This is a genomic window from Ornithinicoccus hortensis (assembly GCF_006716185.1).
In the GTDB taxonomy this organism is placed as follows: domain Bacteria; phylum Actinomycetota; class Actinomycetes; order Actinomycetales; family Dermatophilaceae; genus Ornithinicoccus; species Ornithinicoccus hortensis.
The window spans coordinates 333,565-351,964 of sequence record NZ_VFOP01000001.1 but is presented as its reverse complement, the minus strand read 5'-3'; the positions used below and the strand labels follow the sequence as shown (position 1 = coordinate 351,964).

Here is an 18,400-nt window from a genome sequence, read left to right as displayed (position 1 = left end):
CGGCCTGCGCCCCGCTGGGGCTCAGGGCGCTTGCAGGACGAACCAGACGCCGGCGGCCCCGATCAGGAGCACGAGGACCAGGAGCAACAGCGGAGGCCACGGGTCGGCGACCCCGACCTCGTCCCGGATCCCGAGCACGTCCCGGTGGGTGCGGTAGCGCTGGGTGAGGGCGATGCCGACCGCCGCCAGGAGGGTCAGCGCGGGGATCAGCACCATGGACGGCCCGTAGTGCGGCAGCCACCGCAGGAAGACGGCGCTCACGGTGACCATCGCCAGCCAGGTCCGGCTCCAGGCCAGGCTGGTCCGCTCGGGCTGCAGACCCGGGTCCAGCTCGACCGCCGTATGCGTGGGTGGCGGCAGCGGGGGACGCGGCACCCAGGACGGGACGCTCATCGGAACGCGATGAAGTAGGCGACGGTCAGGGCCCCGATCGCCCCGCCGACCCCGAGGACGGGGGCGATCAGCGGCAGCGGCAGGGGGGCGCGTCGCCGGATGGCCCGCTCGACCCCGATCCACCGGGCGAACGCGCCGGCGCTGACGAACATGCCCAGACCGATGAGGAGCAGCGCGACCGCCTTGCGGACCGGCACCTCGAACAGGTCGACGGCAAAGGCCTCGATCGCGATGCCCCCGGCCAACAGCGCCATCGAGGTCCGGATCCAGGCCAGGAAGGTGCGCTCGTTGGCCAGGCTGAACCGGGGGTCGGGCTCCTGGCCGCCCGGGAGCACGGTCCGGGCCAGCCAGCCGCGTTGGTCTGCACGGTCGGTCACCGCCCCACCGTATCCCCGTGGCCCCGACCGGGGGAGGATGGGCCGCATGGCCTCCACCGACTTCACCCCCGACCCGAACCGCTACGACGCGATGCCCTACCGCCGGACCGGGCGGAGCGGCCTGGACCTGCCGGCCGTGAGCCTGGGGCTGTGGCACAACTTCGGCGACGACGTCCCGTTCGACCGGCAGCAGGCCGTGCTGCGCCGCGCCTTCGACCTTGGCGTGACCCACTTCGACCTGGCCAACAATTACGGCCCGCCCTACGGTTCGGCCGAGGAGAACTTCGGCCGGCACCTGCGGCGCAGCTTCGCCGGTCTGCGGGACGAACTGGTGATCTCCAGCAAGGCCGGCTGGGACATGTGGCCGGGGCCGTACGGCCAGGTCGGCGGCTCCCGGAAGTACCTGATCGCCAGCCTGGACCAGTCGCTGGCCAGGATGGGTCTGGACTACGTCGACATCTTCTACCACCACCGTCCGGACCCCTCGACCCCGCTGGAGGAGACGATGGGGGCGCTGCACTCGATCGTGCAGTCCGGCAAGGCGCTCTACGTGGGGATCTCCTCCTACGACCCGGAGGACACCGCGAGGGCGACGGGCCTGTTGGCCGACCTGGGGACGCCGTTGCTGATCCACCAGCCGTCCTACTCGATGCTCAACCGCTGGGTCGAGCGCGAGGGGCTGCTGGACGCGCTGGAGGAGGCCGGCGCGGGGTGCATCGCGTTCTCCCCGCTGGCCCAGGGGATGCTGACCGACCGCTACCTGGACGGGATCCCCGAGGGCTCCCGCGCGTCGCAGGACAAGTCCTTGTCACGGGACTTCCTCAACGAGGAGACGCTCGGCTACGTCCGGTCGCTCAACGAGATCGCCCGGGAGCGTGGGCAGAGCCTGGCCCAGATGGCGCTCGCCTGGGCGCTGCGGGACGAGCGGGTCACCTCGGTGCTGGTCGGCGCCAGCAGCGTGAAGCAGCTCGAGCAGAACGTCGCCGCGACCGAGCAGCTGGACTTCTCCGACGAGGAGCTGGACAGCATCGAGCGGTATGCCGTGGACGCGGGCATCGACCTGTGGCAGGGGGCCCGCACCGGGGAGTGATCCGCGCGCTGGGTGAGTCCTTCGCGAGAGCAGTTGCGGCAGCACCAGGACTGCTGCGCCAGAGTCTCACTTGCTAGGTCAACACCCTCCGGGAGACTCAGGACGGTTCATCCTCCGTCGCACCTCCTGCGGTGGCTAGCAGGTCGAGGTCCCGCACGCAGAACTGGTGGTGGGCCCACTCCTCGTTGAGGACGACCCGGAGACACTCCAGCACCGACCGGCCCGCGGCATACGGCGGCCAGCCCGGTCCTTCCGGCACGGGTGCCGGCTTGGCCAGTTGCTCGGGCGTGACCTCCTGCAGCCACCGGGAGAGTTCCGCGCCCTGCTCCTCACGCACCTGCAGCACCTCCGTGAGGGGCGGGGCCGCGCTCCGGTCCAGACCCTGCCGCTCCTGGTCGGGCACGAAGTCGGGGCCGAGGCCCAGGGGCGTGAACAGCGCGGTCGACCCGAGGCAGCAGCGGCGGAACCACGAGTCGTGGACGAACACCAGGTGCCGCAGGGTCTCGGTGGCCGACCACTCCTCGGCCACCCGCTCGTGCTCGACCCCCGGGGCCATCGTCGCGAGCCGGTCGATCGTCGAGGCCCAGTCCCGCCTGAGCTGGCGATGCGCCTCCTGCAGGTCGGCCGGGACGTCGGAGCGCAGCAGCAGGCGTACCGGGTGGCGCCGATCAAGCTCAGCCTCGACATACGAGGTCACCTCGACCCCGTTGATCACGATGTTGCCGATCAGGCCGTCGATCTCCACGTCCTGCATGATCACGCCCATGAAGCGCGCCCCGGTCAGGTCGCTCTCCCTGAAGTCGGCGCCCCGCAGATCCTGGTGGCGAAGGTCTCTCATGCGGCCCAGTATCGGGTTCACCACCGACAGCAGGGTCGCGGAAGCCGTCTACGGGACCACGAACTGGGTCTCCCCGGCGGTGACCTCGGGATCGGGTGGCCCCTCGTCCCGCGCACCGGTGCGCTCGGCGCCGAACCCGGCCGCCACCACGAAGAGCACGCCGACGACCGGCCACCAGCCCGGCACCTGACTGAGCACGATGAGTCCGAGCAGCAGGGCGATCGCCGGCTCGAGGCTCATCAGCGTGCCGAACGCCGCGGTCGTGAGCCGGCGCAGGGCTGAGAGCTCGAGGGCGAACGGGATGACGGGGAGCAGTACGGCCAGGGCCAGGCCGAAGAGGACGTTCTCCACACTCATCCGGGGGATCGCGATGTTGCCCACCACGATCGTGGCCGTCACGGCCGCCACCGGCATCGAGATGGCCAGGCCCTCGAGGCCGGACACGGCGTCCCCGACCCACTGGGTCAGCAGGATGTAGAGCGCCCAACAGACGGCCGCGCCCAGCGCGAAGGCCACGCCGACCGCGTCCACCCGGCCGTGCCAGGGTTCGGTGAGCAGCAGGACGCCGACGGCGGCGAGGAGCGGCCAGAGGAGGGCGCTCCGGTTCTTGCTGCGGGCGACGGCCACCCCGAGCGGTCCGAGGAACTCCAGGGCGCTGGCGGTCCCGAGCGGCAGCCGCTCCACGGCAAACATGAACTGCAGGGTGACCCCGGCGGTGACCACGCCCAGCGCGATGCAGGCCAGCAGGCTGCACCGGGCCAGGCGCCACGGGCGGGGCCGGGCGATGAGCACGAAGATCACCCCGGCCCAGACCAGTCGCACCCACCCGGCCCCCTCGGGGCCCATCCGGTCGAAGAGCAGCACCGCCACGGCCAGGCCGAGCTGCACGCAGGTCATCGAGGCCACGGCCATGGTTGCGCCCGCGCGGGCGGCTGCGCGCCCCCGGCCGGGGACGGGACCTGTGCTCACCACCGGACTGTAGCGCCGGGTCGTGACTACGGCGCGCCTGGCCCGGGGGTCGTCTGGAGGCGTCCGCTGTGGTCCGCTACGGCTGGGCGGGCGTGGCGCCGGCGGTGGCCCGCTCGGCGAGGTCGATCCCGAGGGACATGGCCGCCGCGGTGAGGCCGAGGGCGATCCGGGGATGACCGGTGGTGCGCGCGGCCCACCGCTCGAACCGCCCCTGGCACCGCAGGCCCAGTTCGCTCACCCCGGCGGACAGCAGGAACGTGCCGACCCCGAGCGCTGCCGCGGGCACGGGTGCCAGGGCGGGCTCTCCCGCGGTGGAACCTGCCCGCTGCTCCGGGGTTGCGGGGGCCTCGGGTGCGGGGGCCTCCTCGAAGGCGTCGGCCCACGTGCGGCCGTCCCGCGCCCGGCCCACGGTCAGCGACACGGCGGTCCCGACCACCGCGCTGAAGGCCAGACCGATGCCGCGGGCCACCTTCGGGTGACGTTCCACGCTCAGCGCGGCCCCCGCGAGTCCCGTGCCCGCGGCGCGGGCCAGGACCGCCCCGAGGTGCTCGGTGGTGGCGCTGTTTCGATCCATGCTTCCCCCATCGTGATCGTGCAATCGGCGGCGGCCCCGGTCCGGGTCGGTCCGGGCCCACCGGGCAGGGGAAACGGAGACCCCCTGCGGTCCGTCATCCGACCCTACCCCCGTGGGTAGCACGGCGCAGCGTGGCGATCCATCGGCGACCCGGGGGGCCGTCCGCGTCCGGCGACGCCCACTGGTAGACGGTTGGAGGCACTGGTGGCACGTTCTAACGTGCTACCAGTGCCCCGAACGTTCTCCTAGTCGCGAAGGGCTACGGCACCGGCCCGCAGCACCGCCAGGACGGTGAGGTCGTCGTCCAGCGCCACGAGGTCGGCCCGCCGGCCCGTCTCCAGCCGCCCGACGTCCCTGCGTCGCAGGACGTCGGCCGGCACCGCGGTGGCCGCCACCAGCGCGTCGGCCAGGGGTATTCCGGCCCGCACCATGGTGCGCACCGCCGCGGGCATGGTCAGTGTGCTGCCGGCGATGCTCCCGGTCGAGGCGACCCGCGCCGTGCCGTCGCGCACCTCGACGGGGAGCCCGCCCAGCAGGTAGTCGCCGTCACCCGACCCGGCCGCCGCCATCGCGTCGGTGACCAGGGCGAATCCGCCGCGGGAGCTGCGGGCGGCCATCGCCAGCACGTCGGGATGCACGTGCTGGCCGTCGGCGATGAGTTCCACGACGACCCGTTCGTCGGCCAGCAGGGCGGGCACCGGACCAGGGGCGCGATGCCGGATCGGTCGCATCGCGTTGAACAGGTGCGTGGCCACGGAGGCGCCGGCGTCCACGGCCCGCGCGATGTCGTGCTCGTCGGCGTCGGTGTGCCCGAGCGCGACGACGACCCCGGCGTCGGCGAGCCTGCGGACCGCGTCCAGCCCGCCCGGCAGCTCGGGTGCGAGCGTCACCATCCGGACGGCGCCCCCACCCGAGGGCCCGGCGTCGCTGACCCTCCCCGCCGCGAGCAGGCGGTCGATGTCCTCGGGGGTGGGCACGGTCAGCACGGTGGGGTCGTGGGCACCGCAGTGGCCGGGGCTGAGCCACGGGCCCTCCAGGTGGATGCCGGCGACGTCTCCCACGGCATACAGCTCGGTGAGCCGCTCCACCTGCTCGGCGAGCGAGTCGATCTCCGCCGAGACCAGGCTGACCAGGGTGGTCAGGGTACCCTCCCTGCGGTGGGCGTCGATGGCCGTCCGCACCTCCTCCGGCGTGACCGCGTCGTAGGAGGCACTGCCGCCCCCGTGGCAGTGCAGGTCGACGAAGCCCGGGGAGAGCACCGGCACGGTCAGGTCGGGCGTCCCAGGCGGGACACCCGACCCGGTGTCGGCGATGCGGCCGTCCGCGACGCGCAGCCACCCGGCCGACAACCGTCCGTCGGCGTGCAGCATCCGGTCCGCGGCGACCAGGAGTTCCGCCGACCGACCACCGGAGCTAGGGCCGGGTGGGGTCACGGGGTGTGCCCGGAGTGGGTCAGGAGGCGTCCTCGTCCGTGTAGGACTCGGCGCCCTTCTCGCCGCGTCCCTTCATCAGCGAGGCGATGGTGGCGATGGCCATCGACGCCACGATGACGACCAGGGAGTGCCACGTCTCGATGTGCGGGACCCACTCGATCGACTCGCCGCCGTTGATGAAGCTCAGCTCGTTGGCCTCCATGGCGTGGAAGACCAGCTTGATGCCGATGAACCCGAGGATCGCCGCGATGCCGAAGTGCAGGTAGACCAGGCGGTCCAGCAGGCCACCGAGCAGGAAGTAGAGCTGGCGCAGACCCATCAGCGCGAAGATATTGCAGGCGAAGACCAGGAACGGGTCGGTGGTCACCGAGAAGATCGCCGGGATCGAGTCGATCGCGAACAGCAGGTCGGTGGTGCCCAGCGCGATGATCACCATCAGGAACGGCGTGAAGTAGCGGACGCCGTCGATCGTCGTGCGGGTCTTGCCCCCGTCCCAGGTGTCGGTCAGGTTGATCCGCTTGCGGAGCATCCGGACCACGAAGTTGTCCTTGCGCTCCTCCTCGTCGTCCTCGGCGTTGAACGCCTGCTGCCAGGCCACGTAGACCAGGTACCCACCGAAGATGTAGAAGACCCACGAGAACTGCTCGATGATCTGCACGCCGACCACGATGAAGATGCCGCGCAGCACGATGGCGATCAGGATGCCGATCATCAGCACCCGTTGCTGCATCGCCCGCGGCACCTGGAACTGGGCCAGGATGATGATGAAGACGAACAGGTTGTCGATCGACAGCGAATACTCGAGCAACCACCCGGTGACGAACTCACCCGCGTGTTTGGCGTCGCCCATCACCAACAGGACGCCGGCGAAGAGCAGCGCCAGGGAGACGTAGAAAACGACCCAGCCGGTCGCCTCCCTCATCGACGGCACGTGGGGCCGCTTGACGACGATGAGCAGGTCAAAGATCAGGATCGCGACCAGGACGGCCATCGAGATGATCTCGAAGTACTGGTAGGCGGACAAGCGAGGGCCTTTCGGAAGAGGGTCAGGGCGCGAACGTCTCCCCCGCGCGGTGCGCCTCTACGACCGGGAGCGTGCTCCGTGATGACGATCGCAGTGTTTCGGGATACTCCCCTTCGCTGTCGGGCAGTCTACCGGCAGTCGCCGGCTCAGTCGGTCACCTGGACGATACCGTGGGCACCCCGTTCCGCGTCCACCATCAGGTGGGACACGAACGGATAGTGTCCGGCCTCGGGGAAGGTCAGCTCCACGAAGCCGCCCTGTGCCGGGAACAGGCCCAGCACCTGGCTGCCGCCGTCCTCGGTGCTGCCGTCGACGGCCCGGCCCTCCCGCAGCCGGTAGGCCCCCTCGAGGTAGACGGTGTCGAACTGCCCACCGACCACGTGGAAGCTGGCGGACCGGTTCGGCCCGGCGTCGAGCACCCAGATCCGGACCCGTTCGCCCACGGTGGCCGTCAGCGGCTCCTGGTCGTACTGGAAGGCGATCCCGTTGAAGGACACCGCATCGGCCACCTCCGCCGCGACCTTGTCCGGGTCGACGTCGGTCGCCTCCTCCGGCGTCGTGGCCAACGTGTCCAGGTAGGTCTCGGACTGCACGAGCAGGTAGCTGCGGTCGACCGGCGCCAGGTCGTCGGGCTCGATGACCACCGCCCCGAACATCCCCGCCGCGATGTGGCTGGACATCGGCATAGTCGAGCAGTGGTACATCCAGATCCCGGCGCGGCCCGCGGTGAAGGTGTACTCCAGCGACTCGCCGGGCGCGATGGTGCGCATCGGTTCGTCCGGGGCGAGGGCGCCCGCGTGGAAGTCGATCGAGTGCCCCATCGTGCCGTCGTTGACCAGGGTGATCTCGAAGGTGTCGCCCACCCGGCCGTGCAGCGTCGGTCCCGGCACCTGACCGTTGAACGTCCAGCGCCGCTGCCAGACGCCCGGCGCGACCTCCAGCTCGACCTCCTGGGCGGTGAGCGTCAGCCGGTGCACCCGCTCCTCGCCCAGCGGCGGCAGGACGGGGTCCACCGCGGAGGCGACCGTGGCGTCGGGGTCGGGGACGATCCCGTATGCCGTGGGGCCGGCCTGCACGTCGCCGTCGGCTTCCCCGGTGGCCGGGGGGTCGGCCTGCGCGTCGTCCCCGGTGGCGCCGTGACCGGCGTGCGCCCCGTCCCCTCCCGACCCGGCGGCGTCGCCGACCACGTCGACGGAGAAGACCATCCCCATCTGCCGGTGGCCGATGATGGTGCACCAGCCCTCCAGTGAGGTCCCGACCACCCCGAGGTCGAGGGTGGCGGTGTCACCGTGGGAGAGCCGGGGGGTGGTCTGCCCGCCGAGCGTGAGGTCGTGCACGTTGGACGGGTCGTCGTTCACGAGTTCCACGACGAGCCGGTCACCGGCGGGGACCTCGACCCGGTCGGGCACGAACCGCATGTCCTGGGCCGAGACCCGGACCGTGGTGGTCTGGCCGGTCGGCTCGACCCCGGCTGCGGCACCGCCCGCCGGGCCGCCTCCCGAGGTCGAGCCGAGACCGGCCGCGGCAGGGTCGAACCCGACCCCGAGTGCCACCATGACGGCTACCGCCGACAGAGCGGCCACGAGCTGCCCGGCGGACCAGACCGACGGACGCTCCACGGGGCCGCGCGGACCACGCGCGGGGGCCGGGCCCTCCTGGGCCACGGCCCGCTTGGCCCGCACGCTGGCGGCGGCGCCAGCCAGCATCAGCGGGATGAACGCGGCCAGGGCCACCAGCACCAGGGCGGAGACGGTCACCCGGACCGCGCTGGGGACCGGGAGCAGGCAGAGCGGCAGCCCCAGGTTGATCACGACCAGCCGGGCGGTGCCCCAGCGGTCGAACCACCGCTGGCCGGCGCGGACCACCGACGGCCCGCCACCCAGCACCGAGGGGATCAGGTAGGACAGCGCCCCCGGCAGCAACTGGGCCGCGAAGCCGACCACGAGGACCGCGGTGATCGGGCCGAACCCGGTGGTCAGCTCGGTCCAGTCGGCACTGGTCAGGGTCGCGCCGGCGAGCCAGCCGATACCGACCACCCACCACACCAGCGCCGCTCCGACCGAGGCGGTCGCGAACTCCCGCGGGGGCCGGGTCCTGGCCGGCCGGACCAGGGCCCGGCCCCAGACGACCAGCCCCACGGCATACAGGACGAGGCCGGCAGCCGAGGCGACCCGGACGTCCAGCAGGGCGCCGCCGGTCAGCACCACGAGCGCCGTCACCAGGACCGGGAGGGCCCGGGTGGCCTGGTGCTCGGCCCGGTCGTCCATCCGGGTGCGCAGCATCGTCGGCCACAGCGTGACCAGGGTGCCGGTGACGGTCAGGCCGATCCAGCCCAGCACGTTGAGCATCGTGTGGGCCAGCAGGAAGCGGCCGTGCCACTCCGCCGACGGGCCGCGGGCCAGGAGGACGCCGAACAGGATGCCCACGGGGAGGCAGGCGGCGGAGCAGAGGTAGTAGCGGATGGTCACACGGAACCTGCCGGGCAGGGCCGCCCGGAGGCGGCGCCAGAGCTGTATGCCGTGGATGGTCACCGCGGCGGTGACCAGGACGGCGCCGGTCACGGTCACCGGCCACCAGCCCGTGGGGACGCCGACCAGGACGGTCGCCACCCCGACGAGTAGGAGGACCAGGCGCTGGGACTGGCGGCGCCGGTCGTCCAGCCCCGGCGGCGTCTTCAGCAGGGCCTGGGCGAAGTGGTGGGTCCAGACCATGATCGAGTGGGTGAGTGCGCCGAGGAGCACCAGGTGGACCATCAGCCAGCGCGACTCGGGCACGAACGGGTGCACCAGCGCGATGACCACGGCGGCCAGCAGCCAGACGATCGCGGTCCGGTCGCGCAGGGCCCAGGTGCCCCGGCTCGGTGCGGGTCCAGGGGCCTGCGTGGAGGTGCTGGGACGGACCGGGATCATGCGGTCACCACCAGGGTGAGGGCGGTGCCGGCGAGGGCCAGGATGGCCAGCACCGTGACCACCGACCCGGCCTGCCAGACCACGCCCTGGGCGGTGACGCCGACCACCCGCACGACCATGCCGGCGTGCAGCAGCACCAGCGGGGCCCAGAGGACGGGGCGGTAGGGCAGCCGCACGCTGAGCACGGCGGGCAGGATCACCGGGGCGTGGGCCAGCACCATCGACATCGCGAAGCCCAGGAAGGTGCCGTGCACCACGACGTCGTAGGCGGGCACGGTGACCGGGGCCCCGACGGCGACCCAGACCAGGCCGGCCAGGCCGAGCCAGGCATACGCGGCCAGCAGCGCCGCCGCCGAGAAGCGGGGCAGCCCCGTGCTGCGGACGAGTTTGCGGGCCACGTCGATCCGGGCGAGCCAGCACACCAGCGCCACCAGGGCCAGGCCGAACAGGCGACCGCCCCACACCGGCCAGACGAGGGTCGCCAGCACCGCCACGACCAGCGCGGTGGACAGTGCCAGCAGCACCCTCGGGGCGTGGGCCGGGACGGCGATGCGGGCCAGCTCGACCCGTTCCGCCGCGATGGTCAGCACCACGAAGGCGGCCAGCCAGGGGACGAGGTCGGCGACCTCGAGCCGCAGCCACAACCCCGCGGCGCAGGCCGCGACGACGGCGCCGAGGAGCTGGACCAGGACGGTGGTCTCACCCGAGCGGCGCCAGAGGGCGGCATACACCGCCACCAGGACCAGCGCGCCGTTGAGCAGGAACACCTGGCCGACGACCGGGTGCAGCGGCGTCAGCAGGGTGAGGCCACCGGCACCGAGCAGCGCGGGCGCCAGGTAGCCCCAGGGCTGCCGCAGTGCCACCGCCCGTTCCAGGGCGATGACCGTGCCCAGGAAACCGAGCACCATCAGCACCCCGTGCAGCCCGGGCAGTGCGCCGTGCTCGACCGGTGCCGGCAGGCCCAGCAGGAGCAGCGCGGCGTCCAGCCCGGCCAGCAGGCAGCCCGCGCCCAGGGCGAGCAGGAACAGTCGGACCGGTCGGCTCACGAGGGGGGCTCACCCGCCGTCGCGTGGGCGTGGGGGTGAGCGTCGTGTTGGTGCGGATGGGCGTGGTCGTGCGGGTGGTCGTGGTCGTGCGGGTGGTCGTGATCGTGGGAGTGGGCGTCGTCCGGGTGGCCACCGTCAGCAGGCTCGCCACCGGCCTCGGGCGTCTGCTCGTCGACGCGTTCCCAGTCGGGGCCGTCGAGGGCGATGGCCGAGGCCGGGAACAGGCCGTTGTCCTCGCGGTCGATGTGCACCCGCAGGACGTGGATGAACTCGTCGAGCAGGTCGTACTCCCCGGCCCGGACCCGGGCCAGCTGCTCATCGAGCGTGTCGTGCTCGGCGCAAAGCGAGTCGATGTGCTCGGTGAACTCCTCCTGCCCGCGCATCACCGCGAACAGGCCGACCTCCTCGGCGTTGGTGTGCGGGTTGAGCAGCCCGGCCAGCACGTCCGCGGCCTCCTCCACGGCGCGGTGGTCCGCCGTGGCCACGGCCCGACGGAGATCACCCGAGGAGTTGATGATGTCGACGTGCTCGCGCATGAACCGCCCCACCACCGAGATCGACTCGCACCCGCAGTACGAACACATGGGCAGTCCCTTCGTTCAGCGCCGGTGCAGCCGCAGCCGCCAGGCCTCGGGGCCCTCGTCCAGGTAGCTGACCTCGATGGCGCCGGGGTCGCGTGCCTCGATCTGGCGTAGCAGCGGAAGCGGGTTGTGCGGGGCCACCAGGATCAACGACCCACCGGACGGGATCGCCTCCAGCGCACCGAAGACGGTGGCGTGCCGGATCTTGTGGGGGACGGCGCGCACGTCCAGTTCGGGGGCGTCCTCGTCGTGCTCGCCACAGCCGCAGCCGCTGACGTCCTGGACCGGGATGGGGGTGGGCTCGGTCATCGTCTCTTCCTTCTCCTCGTGGGTCCCGCGCTCCGATTTGCGCGGCACTCCGAACAATTATTACATTACAACTGTGAAAAAAAACCCGCCCCTGGGGCCGGCCCCCTGGACCCCGGTGGAGGCGTCCCCCGAGGGCCCCGCCGACCGGGTCCTGCGGCACCTGGCCGATGCGGCCGAGCCGGTCACCGTGCCGGACCTCGCGGCCGCGCTGGGGGTGCACGCCAACACGGTCCGCTCCTACCTGCAGGAGCTGACCCGGGCCGGACTCGTGGAGCGGGGATCGATCCCGTCCGAGGGGCGGGGGCGGCCGGCCCACGGCTACCGGCCGACGGTCCAGGGCCGCAGCCAGGTGCGGACCGGGGACCCGACCTTCGAGGAGTACCAGGGCCTGACCAGCGTCTTCGTCCAGCACCTGTCCCGGACCTCGAGCGACCCCGCCCAGGAGTCCCAGGAGATCGGCCGTGCCTGGGGCGCACAGCTGGCCCGCAACGCCGATCACCGTCGACCGGTCTCGCGCCTCGCGGGCGGGGAGGCCGCGGAGGACGCCGACGAGGCCGCCGCCGAGCGGGTCGTCGACCTGCTCGGGAACCTCGGGTTCACCCCCGTCGAGCGGCCCGACGACCTGGCCCTGACCACCTGTCCCCTGCTGGAGCTGGCCACCGCCCACCCGGAGGTCGTGTGCCAGGTGCACCTAGGGCTGGTCGAGGGCGCCCTGGAGCACTACGGTGCGAGCAGGACAACTGCACACCTTGAGCCTTTCATCGAGCCCGGGGCCTGCCGGCTGGCACTGACCCGAGCCGGAACCACTCCCGATTCACCGCCTCGTTCCGCGCACGACCGTTGAGGAGCACGATGTCGACCGCCGACACCGGAAGGGCCCCTTCCACCACCGCCGCGAACCCCTGGGTGCAGTTGGCGATGGCCACCCTCGGATTCGCCGTCAACTTCTGGGCCTGGGCCCTGTTGAGCCCGCTCGGCCCCCTCTGGAGGGACGACGGCACCCTCGGCGACATCGGTGAGTCCGATGTCGCGCTGTTGGTCGCCGTCCCCGTCATCGTCGGGTCGCTGGGCCGGATCCCGGTCGGTGCGCTCACCGACAAGTACGGCGGCCGGGTGATGTTCCCGCTGGTCTCCGCCGCCACGATCGTCCCGGTCCTGCTCCTGGGGTTCTGGGCCAACAGCAGCCTGATCGCGGTCCTGACGGTCGGGTTCTTCCTCGGCATCGGCGGCACCGCGTTCGCGGTCGGGGTTCCGTTCGTCAACGCCTGGTTCCCGCCGGCCAAGCGGGGCCTGGCCATCGGCATCTTCGGCGCCGGGATGGGTGGCACCGCGATCAGCGCGCTGACCACGGTCCCGCTCTACTCGACCGGTGCCACGCTCCCGTTCCTGATCTGTGCGGTCGTGCTGGCGGTGTATGCGGTCGCCGCGTGGGCGATCCTGCGCGATGCGCCGGGACGCACCGTTCCGACGGGCTCGATGGTCAGCCGGGTCGTGGCCAACTCCAAGCTCTCGATCACCTGGCTGCTCGCCTTCCTCTACGCGGTGGCCTTCGGCGGTTACGTGGCCTTCTCGGTCTACCTGCCCTCCTACCTCAAGGTCGCCTACGACCTGGAGGCCGGTGACGCCTCGAACCGGATGGCCGGCTTCGTCGTCGTCGCGGTGCTGATGCGGCCGGTCGGCGGTGCCCTCAGTGACCGGTTCGGCGCCATCAAGGTGCTCGCCGGCTGCTTCGCGCTCGTCGTGGTGGGCTCGGCGATCGCCGCGGGCACGCCGCTGCTCGAGCACATCGGGACCGCCGCCTTCCTCGGGATGGCCGCGGCGCTCGGTGCCGGGTCGGGGGCCACCTTCGCGCTGATCGCCCAGGTCACCGAGCCCGCCAGGGTCGGTGGGGTCACCGGCATCGTGGGCGCGGCGGGCGGCCTCGGCGGGTTCCTGCCCCCGCTGATCATGGGTGACGTCTACGGCCGCACCCAGTCCTACGCGATCGGGCTGCTGCTCCTGTCGGCCACGGCGCTCGTCGCCCTGGTGCTCACCCTCACCGTGGTCAAGAAGGCGCAGCAGGAGAAGCTGGCGGCGGACGCCGTCTCCGCTTAATCCGTTTTAATCCGTTTTTTCCGCCACGGGCCGCTCCGACGCCCTCCCGCGACCGTCGATCCCGACGCCGCGGAGGGGCGCCGTGCGGTCCGTGGCGATTCCCCGGGATCGAAAGGTCTGCGCAGGTCAGCGAGGTATTAGGGCACATCTCTGTGTCCTAATCTGATGGTCGGGCCCCTCTGGTGGAGGACCGGTTGAGGGCGCTACTCTCTGTAGTACTTGTTCCGTTAAACCTCCGTCCTCGAGCGAGGTCCAGATGAGCACCACGGGCTCCCGGCAGGGCATCAGCCTGCTGCGGTCGGACGTGCGCCGTCGCCTCGTGGACCACCTCGCCGGTTTGCCCGAGGAGGCCGACGGACCGGCCGGAGGGGGCCGGACACGGGGGCAGGGTCTCACCGCCACGGAGCTGGCCGAGGTTGTCGGGCTGCACGTCACGACGGTGCGCTTCCACGTGGACCTGCTCGTCGGGGCGGGGCTGTTGGTGGCCCGCGACGACGAGCCGCACGGAGCCGGCCGACCCCGCAAGCGGTATGCCGTGCCCTGGGCCACCCCGCGCGCGGCGGAGCCGGCGACCCACCGGGCCTATGCCGCCCTGGCCGAGGTCCTCGGGCTCACCGTCGACGGGGCGCCGGTGCCGGGGGAGACGTTGGAGGGGGCCGCGCGGGACTGGGTGCGGGAGCAGGTGGCCGCCGCGACGCCGGGGACGGGGGGCCGGCCGACCCCGGCCCGGACGCCCGGCGCCTGGCTCGGCAAGGTCGGCACCGTCCTGGACCTGCTCGACGGCTGGGGCCACCAGCCCGACCTGCGCACCCGGTCCGGGGCCCGCGAGGTCGACATCGTGCTGCACGACTGCCCGTTCCTGGACCTGGCCCAGGGCACCCCCGAGACGGTCTGCGGGGTACACCGTGGCCTGCTCCGGGGAGCGCTCGACGAGCTCGGCGAGGAGTCCGTCGAGGTCGACCTCCAACCGCTCGTGACCGGCCGCACCTGCGTGGCCCACCTGACCGTTCCCGCCCAGTTCGCCGACCGAGGAGAGACGACATGACCGACACCCGGCCCGAGCACGCACCGCCCCCTTTGGACGGCCCCCTGGGCAATGCCCTGGTCGGGACCCGCCGGTTCTTCACCCGGGGCACCGTCTCGGAGGACCGTCGCACGCTGAGCCTGGAGGGCGGTCGCAGCGGGGACGCGTTCTACCGGGACCGGTGGAGCCACGACAAGGTGGTCCGGTCCACGCACGGCGTGAACTGCACCGGCTCCTGCTCCTGGAAGGTCTACGTCAAGGACGGGATCATCACCTGGGAGGCGCAGCAGACCGACTACCCCTCGACCGGTGGCGACCGACCCGAGTACGAGCCCCGTGGCTGCCCGCGCGGCGCCGCGTTCTCCTGGTACACCTATTCGCCCACCCGGGTGCGCTACCCCTACGTGCGCGGCGTGCTGCTGGAGATGTTCCGCGAGGCCCGCGCCCGGCTCGGCGACCCCGTGCTGGCCTGGGCCGAGATCGTCCAGGACCCGGAGAAGACCGCGCGCTACAAGTCCGCCCGCGGCAAGGGTGGCCTGGTCCGGTCCTCCTGGTCCGAGGCCGTCGAGATGATCGCGGCCGCGCACGTCTACACGATCAAGCGCTGGGGCCCGGACCGGATCGCCGGCTTCTCCCCGATCCCGGCGATGTCGCAGGTCAGCTACGTCTCGGGCGCCCGGTTCAACGAGTTGATCGGCGCCCCCATGCTGAGCTTCTACGACTGGTACGCCGACCTGCCGGTCGCCAGCCCGCAGATGTTCGGGGACCAGACCGACGTGCCGGAGTCCGGCGACTGGTGGGACGCCGGCTACCTGATCATGTGGGGCTCCAACGTCCCGCTCACCCGGACCCCCGACGCGCACTGGATGACCGAGGCCCGCTACCGCGGCCAGAAGGTCGTGGCGATCGCGCCCGACTACGCCGAGAACGTCAAGTTCGCCGACGAGTGGGTGGCCTCCGCCCCCGGCACCGACGCCGCGCTCGCGATGGCGATGGGCCACGTGGTCCTCAAGGAGTTCTTCGTCGACCGGCAGACGCCGTTCTTCCACGACTACAACATCAAGTACACCGACCTGCCTTACCTGATCGCCATCGACCAGGGAGAGGACGGCACGTGGCGCACCGGGAAGTTCCTGACCGCTGCGGACTTCGACAACCCCGAGCGGGAGTCCGAGAACGCGGTGTGGAAGCCGGTGCTGTTGGACAACGCGACGGGTGAGCCGGTCGTGCCGAACGGCTCGCTGGGCCACCGGTTCGGCGACGAAGGTGTCGGGAAGTGGAACCTGGAGCTGGGCGACCTGCAGCCCACCCTCTCGCTGTATGCCGAGGGGGCACCGGAGCAGGAGAGTGTCGCGGTGTCGCTGCCCCGGTTCGACGCACTCGACGGCGTGGTGACGTACGAGTCCCGGGGGGTCCCCGTGCGCCGGGTCGGTGGCCGTCTGGTCACCACCGTCTTCGACCTGATGCTCGCGCAGTACGGCGTCGGCCGCCCGGGGCTGCCCGGCACCTGGCCCGCGGACTACGAGGACGCAACCGGTGCCTGCACCCCGGCCTGGGCGGAGGAGATCACCTCGGTGCCGGCCGAGCAGATCGCCCGGATCGGCCGCGAGTTCGCGCAGAACGCCGTCGACTCCGGCGGCCGGTCGATGATCCTGATGGGAGCCGGGACGAACCACTGGTACCACTCCGACCAGATCTACCGGGCGATGCTCGTGCTCACCACGATCACCGGGAGCCAGGGCCGCAACGGCGGCGGGTGGGCGCACTACGTCGGACAGGAGAAGGTCCGGCCGCTGATGGGCTTCCAGCACATGGCGTTCGCGCTGGACTGGTCGCGCCCGCCGCGGCACATGAACCAGACGGCCTACTGGTACGTGAACACCAGCCAGTACCGCTACGACACCTACACGGCGGACACGGTCGGGGCCGGGACGGGGGCGTTCGAGGGCAGGACCGTGATGGACCTGCTGGCACAGTCGGTGCGCCTGGGCTGGACGCCCAGCTACCCCACCTTCGACCGCAACCCGATCGCCATCACCGAAGAGGCGCGCGAGGCGGGGCAGTCCCCGGCGGAGTATGCCGTGGAACAGTTGAAGTCCGGCGCGATGAAGTTCGCGGTCGAGGACCCGGAGGCCGAGGAGAACTGGCCGCGGGTGCTCACCCTGTGGCGGGCCAACCTGTTCGGGTCCAGTGCCAAGGGCGATGAGTACTTCCTCAAGCACCTGCTGGGCACGGACAACGCGGTCGACGCGACTCAGGCCCCGCCGGAGCTGCGCCCGAAGGACATCAGCTGGCCGGACGGCATACCCGAGGGCAAACTCGACCTGCTGATGACGATCGACTTCCGGATGACCAGTTCCACAATGTTGTCCGACGTCGTGCTGCCGGCCGCGACCTGGTACGAGAAACACGACATCAACACCACGGACATGCACCCGTTCATCCACTCGTTCAACCCGGCGATCGACCCCCCGTGGCAGGCCAAGACGGACTGGGACGCGTGGAAGGCGATCGCCAAGGAGTTCTCCACGCTCGCCCGGACCCACCTGGGCACCCGCACCGACCTGGTCGCCAAGCCGCTGTGGCACGACACCCCGGAGGCGATGGCGACCCCGCACGGGGTGGTCCGCGACTGGCGGGCCGGGGAGTGTGAACCGGTGCCCGGTCAGACGATGCCGGTGCTGGTCCCCGTGGAGCGGGACTACACCGCCGTGTTCGACAAGATGACCTCGGTCGGGCCGTTGCTCGACACGCTCGGCACCGCATGCAAGGGCATCACCTACGAGGTCGGGTCCGAGGTGGAGCGGGCCGGCCGCCTGCATGGCACCGTGCACGGCGGCCCGGCCGACGGTCGGCCCAGGATGGACACCGACATCCAGGTCGCCGAGATGATCATGTCGCTCTCCGGCACCACGAACGGGCACCTGGCGACCCAGGGGTTCAAGACGCTAGAGAAGCGGACCGGGCACGAGATGCACGATCTGGCCGCCGAGCATGAGGGCAAGCGGATCACCTTCGCCGACACGCAGGCGGCACCGGTGCCGGTGATCACGTCCCCGGAGTGGTCCGGCTCGGAGTCCGGCGGCCGGCGCTATGCGCCGTTCACCATCAACATCGAGCGGAACAAGCCGTTCCACACGCTGACCGGGCGGCAGCAGTTCTACCTCGACCACGACTGGATCCTGCGGATGGGTGAGGCCCTCCCCGTCTACCGGCCGCCGCTCAACATGACCCAACTGTTCGGCGAGACCCCGCTCGGCGAGCAGACCGAACTGGGCGTCTCGGTCCGCTACCTGACCCCACACAACAAGTGGTCGATCCACTCCGAATACCAGGACAACCTGTTCATGCTCAGCCTCTCCCGCGGCGGGCAGTCGGTGTGGATGTCGGACCTGGACGCGGCGAAGATCGGGGTCAAGGACAACGACTGGATCGAGCTGACCAACCGCAACGGTGTGGTCGCGGCCCGCGCCGTCGTCAGCCACCGGATGCCCGAGGGCACGGTCTACATGCACCACGCACAGGACCGGCTGATCGACGTCCCGCTGACCCAGAAGGACGGCAAGCGCGGGGGCATCCACAACTCGATGACCCGGATCATGGTCAAGCCCAGCCACATCATCGGCGGCTACGCGCAACTGTCCTACTTCTTCAACTACATCGGACCGACCGGCAACAACCGGGACGAGGTCACGATGATCCGCAAGCGCACCGCCCCCGTGGCGTACTGAGGAGGCAC

General features: G+C 71.6%; 16 protein-coding genes. 5 read left to right on the top strand and 11 right to left on the bottom strand.

The window, feature by feature from the left end:
- Nucleotides 1-21 precede the first annotated feature (21 nt).
- Both FB467_RS01555 and FB467_RS01550 read right to left on the bottom strand, forming a co-directional pair.
- A complete protein-coding gene (locus FB467_RS01555) occupies nt 22-393 on the bottom strand; it encodes a DUF202 domain-containing protein (protein ID WP_141783525.1) in 372 nt (123 codons plus the stop codon).
- Nucleotides 390-770, bottom strand: coding sequence for a YidH family protein (locus FB467_RS01550; RefSeq protein WP_228393149.1), 381 nt, complete (start codon nt 768-770; stop codon nt 390-392). Before FB467_RS01550 ends, FB467_RS01555 begins: the two co-directional genes overlap by 4 nt.
- Nucleotides 771-807: 37 nt before the next feature.
- On the opposite strand from FB467_RS01550, the gene mgrA reads away from it, so the two are divergent.
- Nucleotides 808-1,860: an L-glyceraldehyde 3-phosphate reductase gene (mgrA, locus tag FB467_RS01545; protein ID WP_425325818.1), complete on the top strand. Its 1,053-nt coding sequence runs from the start codon at nt 808-810 to the stop codon at nt 1,858-1,860.
- A gap of 97 nt (nt 1,861-1,957) precedes the next feature.
- On the opposite strand, the gene FB467_RS01540 is transcribed toward mgrA, so the two are convergent.
- The 9 genes from FB467_RS01540 to FB467_RS01500 form a co-directional block, all read right to left on the bottom strand.
- Nucleotides 1,958-2,698: a DinB family protein gene (locus tag FB467_RS01540; protein ID WP_141783522.1), complete on the bottom strand. Its 741-nt coding sequence runs from the start codon at nt 2,696-2,698 to the stop codon at nt 1,958-1,960.
- Nucleotides 2,699-2,746: 48 nt separating this feature from the next.
- On the bottom strand, nt 2,747-3,667 hold the full coding sequence (locus FB467_RS01535; RefSeq protein ID WP_228393147.1) for an EamA family transporter: 921 nt from the start codon (nt 3,665-3,667) through the stop codon (nt 2,747-2,749).
- A gap of 76 nt (nt 3,668-3,743) precedes the next feature.
- On the bottom strand, nt 3,744-4,241 hold the full coding sequence (locus FB467_RS01530; RefSeq protein ID WP_141783521.1) for a hypothetical protein: 498 nt from the start codon (nt 4,239-4,241) through the stop codon (nt 3,744-3,746).
- 245 nt (nt 4,242-4,486) lie between these two features.
- Nucleotides 4,487-5,674 carry an N-acetylglucosamine-6-phosphate deacetylase gene (locus FB467_RS01525; RefSeq protein WP_228393139.1) on the bottom strand — a complete coding sequence of 396 codons (1,188 nt, stop codon included), beginning with the start codon at nt 5,672-5,674 and terminating at the stop codon, nt 4,487-4,489.
- Between the two features lie 19 nt (nt 5,675-5,693).
- Nucleotides 5,694-6,665 carry a TerC family protein gene (locus FB467_RS01520; RefSeq protein WP_141786409.1) on the bottom strand — a complete coding sequence of 324 codons (972 nt, stop codon included), beginning with the start codon at nt 6,663-6,665 and terminating at the stop codon, nt 5,694-5,696.
- A gap of 179 nt (nt 6,666-6,844) precedes the next feature.
- Nucleotides 6,845-9,607 carry a multicopper oxidase domain-containing protein gene (locus FB467_RS01515; protein ID WP_141783520.1) on the bottom strand — a complete coding sequence of 921 codons (2,763 nt, stop codon included), beginning with the start codon at nt 9,605-9,607 and terminating at the stop codon, nt 6,845-6,847.
- On the bottom strand, nt 9,604-10,653 hold the full coding sequence (locus FB467_RS01510) for a hypothetical protein (RefSeq protein ID WP_228393514.1): 1,050 nt from the start codon (nt 10,651-10,653) through the stop codon (nt 9,604-9,606). Before FB467_RS01510 ends, FB467_RS01515 begins: the two co-directional genes overlap by 4 nt.
- Nucleotides 10,650-11,237, bottom strand: a complete 588-nt coding sequence (locus FB467_RS01505; RefSeq protein WP_141783519.1) for a hemerythrin domain-containing protein — start codon at nt 11,235-11,237, stop codon at nt 10,650-10,652. The genes FB467_RS01510 and FB467_RS01505 overlap by 4 nt, the downstream gene beginning before the upstream one ends.
- 15 nt (nt 11,238-11,252) lie before the next feature.
- Entirely contained in the window at nt 11,253-11,543 is a 291-nt protein-coding gene (locus FB467_RS01500) for a DUF2249 domain-containing protein (RefSeq protein ID WP_141783518.1), read from the bottom strand.
- Between the two features lie 73 nt (nt 11,544-11,616).
- On the opposite strand from FB467_RS01500, the gene FB467_RS01495 reads away from it, so the two are divergent.
- The 4 genes from FB467_RS01495 to FB467_RS01480 all read left to right on the top strand — a co-directional run bounded on the left by FB467_RS01495 (nt 11,617) and on the right by FB467_RS01480 (nt 18,392).
- Nucleotides 11,617-12,387, top strand: a complete 771-nt coding sequence (locus FB467_RS01495) for a helix-turn-helix transcriptional regulator (RefSeq protein ID WP_170230517.1) — start codon at nt 11,617-11,619, stop codon at nt 12,385-12,387.
- Between the two features lie 8 nt (nt 12,388-12,395).
- Entirely contained in the window at nt 12,396-13,637 is a 1,242-nt protein-coding gene (locus FB467_RS01490) for an MFS transporter (RefSeq protein ID WP_141783516.1), read from the top strand.
- Between the two features lie 256 nt (nt 13,638-13,893).
- Nucleotides 13,894-14,682 (top strand): helix-turn-helix transcriptional regulator, encoded by a 789-nt coding sequence (locus tag FB467_RS01485; protein ID WP_141783515.1) that lies wholly within the window; start codon nt 13,894-13,896, stop codon nt 14,680-14,682.
- Complete coding sequence (locus FB467_RS01480) at nt 14,679-18,392, top strand: nitrate reductase subunit alpha (RefSeq protein ID WP_141783514.1); 3,714 nt, start codon at nt 14,679-14,681, stop codon at nt 18,390-18,392. The genes FB467_RS01485 and FB467_RS01480 overlap by 4 nt, the downstream gene beginning before the upstream one ends.
- The last annotated feature ends 8 nt before the right edge of the window (nt 18,393-18,400 follow it).

Bases quoted from the DNA above. Each gene is read 5' to 3' on its own strand.
- FB467_RS01555 (WP_141783525.1), bottom strand. From the start codon at position 393: ATGAGCGTCCCGTCCTGGGTGCCGCGTCCCCCGCTGCCGCCACCCACG.
- mgrA (WP_425325818.1), top strand. From the start codon at position 808: ATGGGCCGCATGGCCTCCACCGACTTCACCCCCGACCCGAACCGCTAC.
- FB467_RS01540 (WP_141783522.1), bottom strand. From the start codon at position 2,698: ATGAGAGACCTTCGCCACCAGGATCTGCGGGGCGCCGACTTCAGGGAG.
- FB467_RS01530 (WP_141783521.1), bottom strand. From the start codon at position 4,241: ATGGATCGAAACAGCGCCACCACCGAGCACCTCGGGGCGGTCCTGGCC.
- FB467_RS01520 (WP_141786409.1), bottom strand. From the start codon at position 6,665: ATGGCCGTCCTGGTCGCGATCCTGATCTTTGACCTGCTCATCGTCGTC.
- FB467_RS01515 (WP_141783520.1), bottom strand. From the start codon at position 9,607: ATGATCCCGGTCCGTCCCAGCACCTCCACGCAGGCCCCTGGACCCGCA.
- FB467_RS01505 (WP_141783519.1), bottom strand. From the start codon at position 11,237: ATGTGTTCGTACTGCGGGTGCGAGTCGATCTCGGTGGTGGGGCGGTTC.
- FB467_RS01500 (WP_141783518.1), bottom strand. From the start codon at position 11,543: ATGACCGAGCCCACCCCCATCCCGGTCCAGGACGTCAGCGGCTGCGGC.
- FB467_RS01490 (WP_141783516.1), top strand. From the start codon at position 12,396: ATGTCGACCGCCGACACCGGAAGGGCCCCTTCCACCACCGCCGCGAAC.
- FB467_RS01485 (WP_141783515.1), top strand. From the start codon at position 13,894: ATGAGCACCACGGGCTCCCGGCAGGGCATCAGCCTGCTGCGGTCGGAC.
- FB467_RS01480 (WP_141783514.1), top strand. From the start codon at position 14,679: ATGACCGACACCCGGCCCGAGCACGCACCGCCCCCTTTGGACGGCCCC.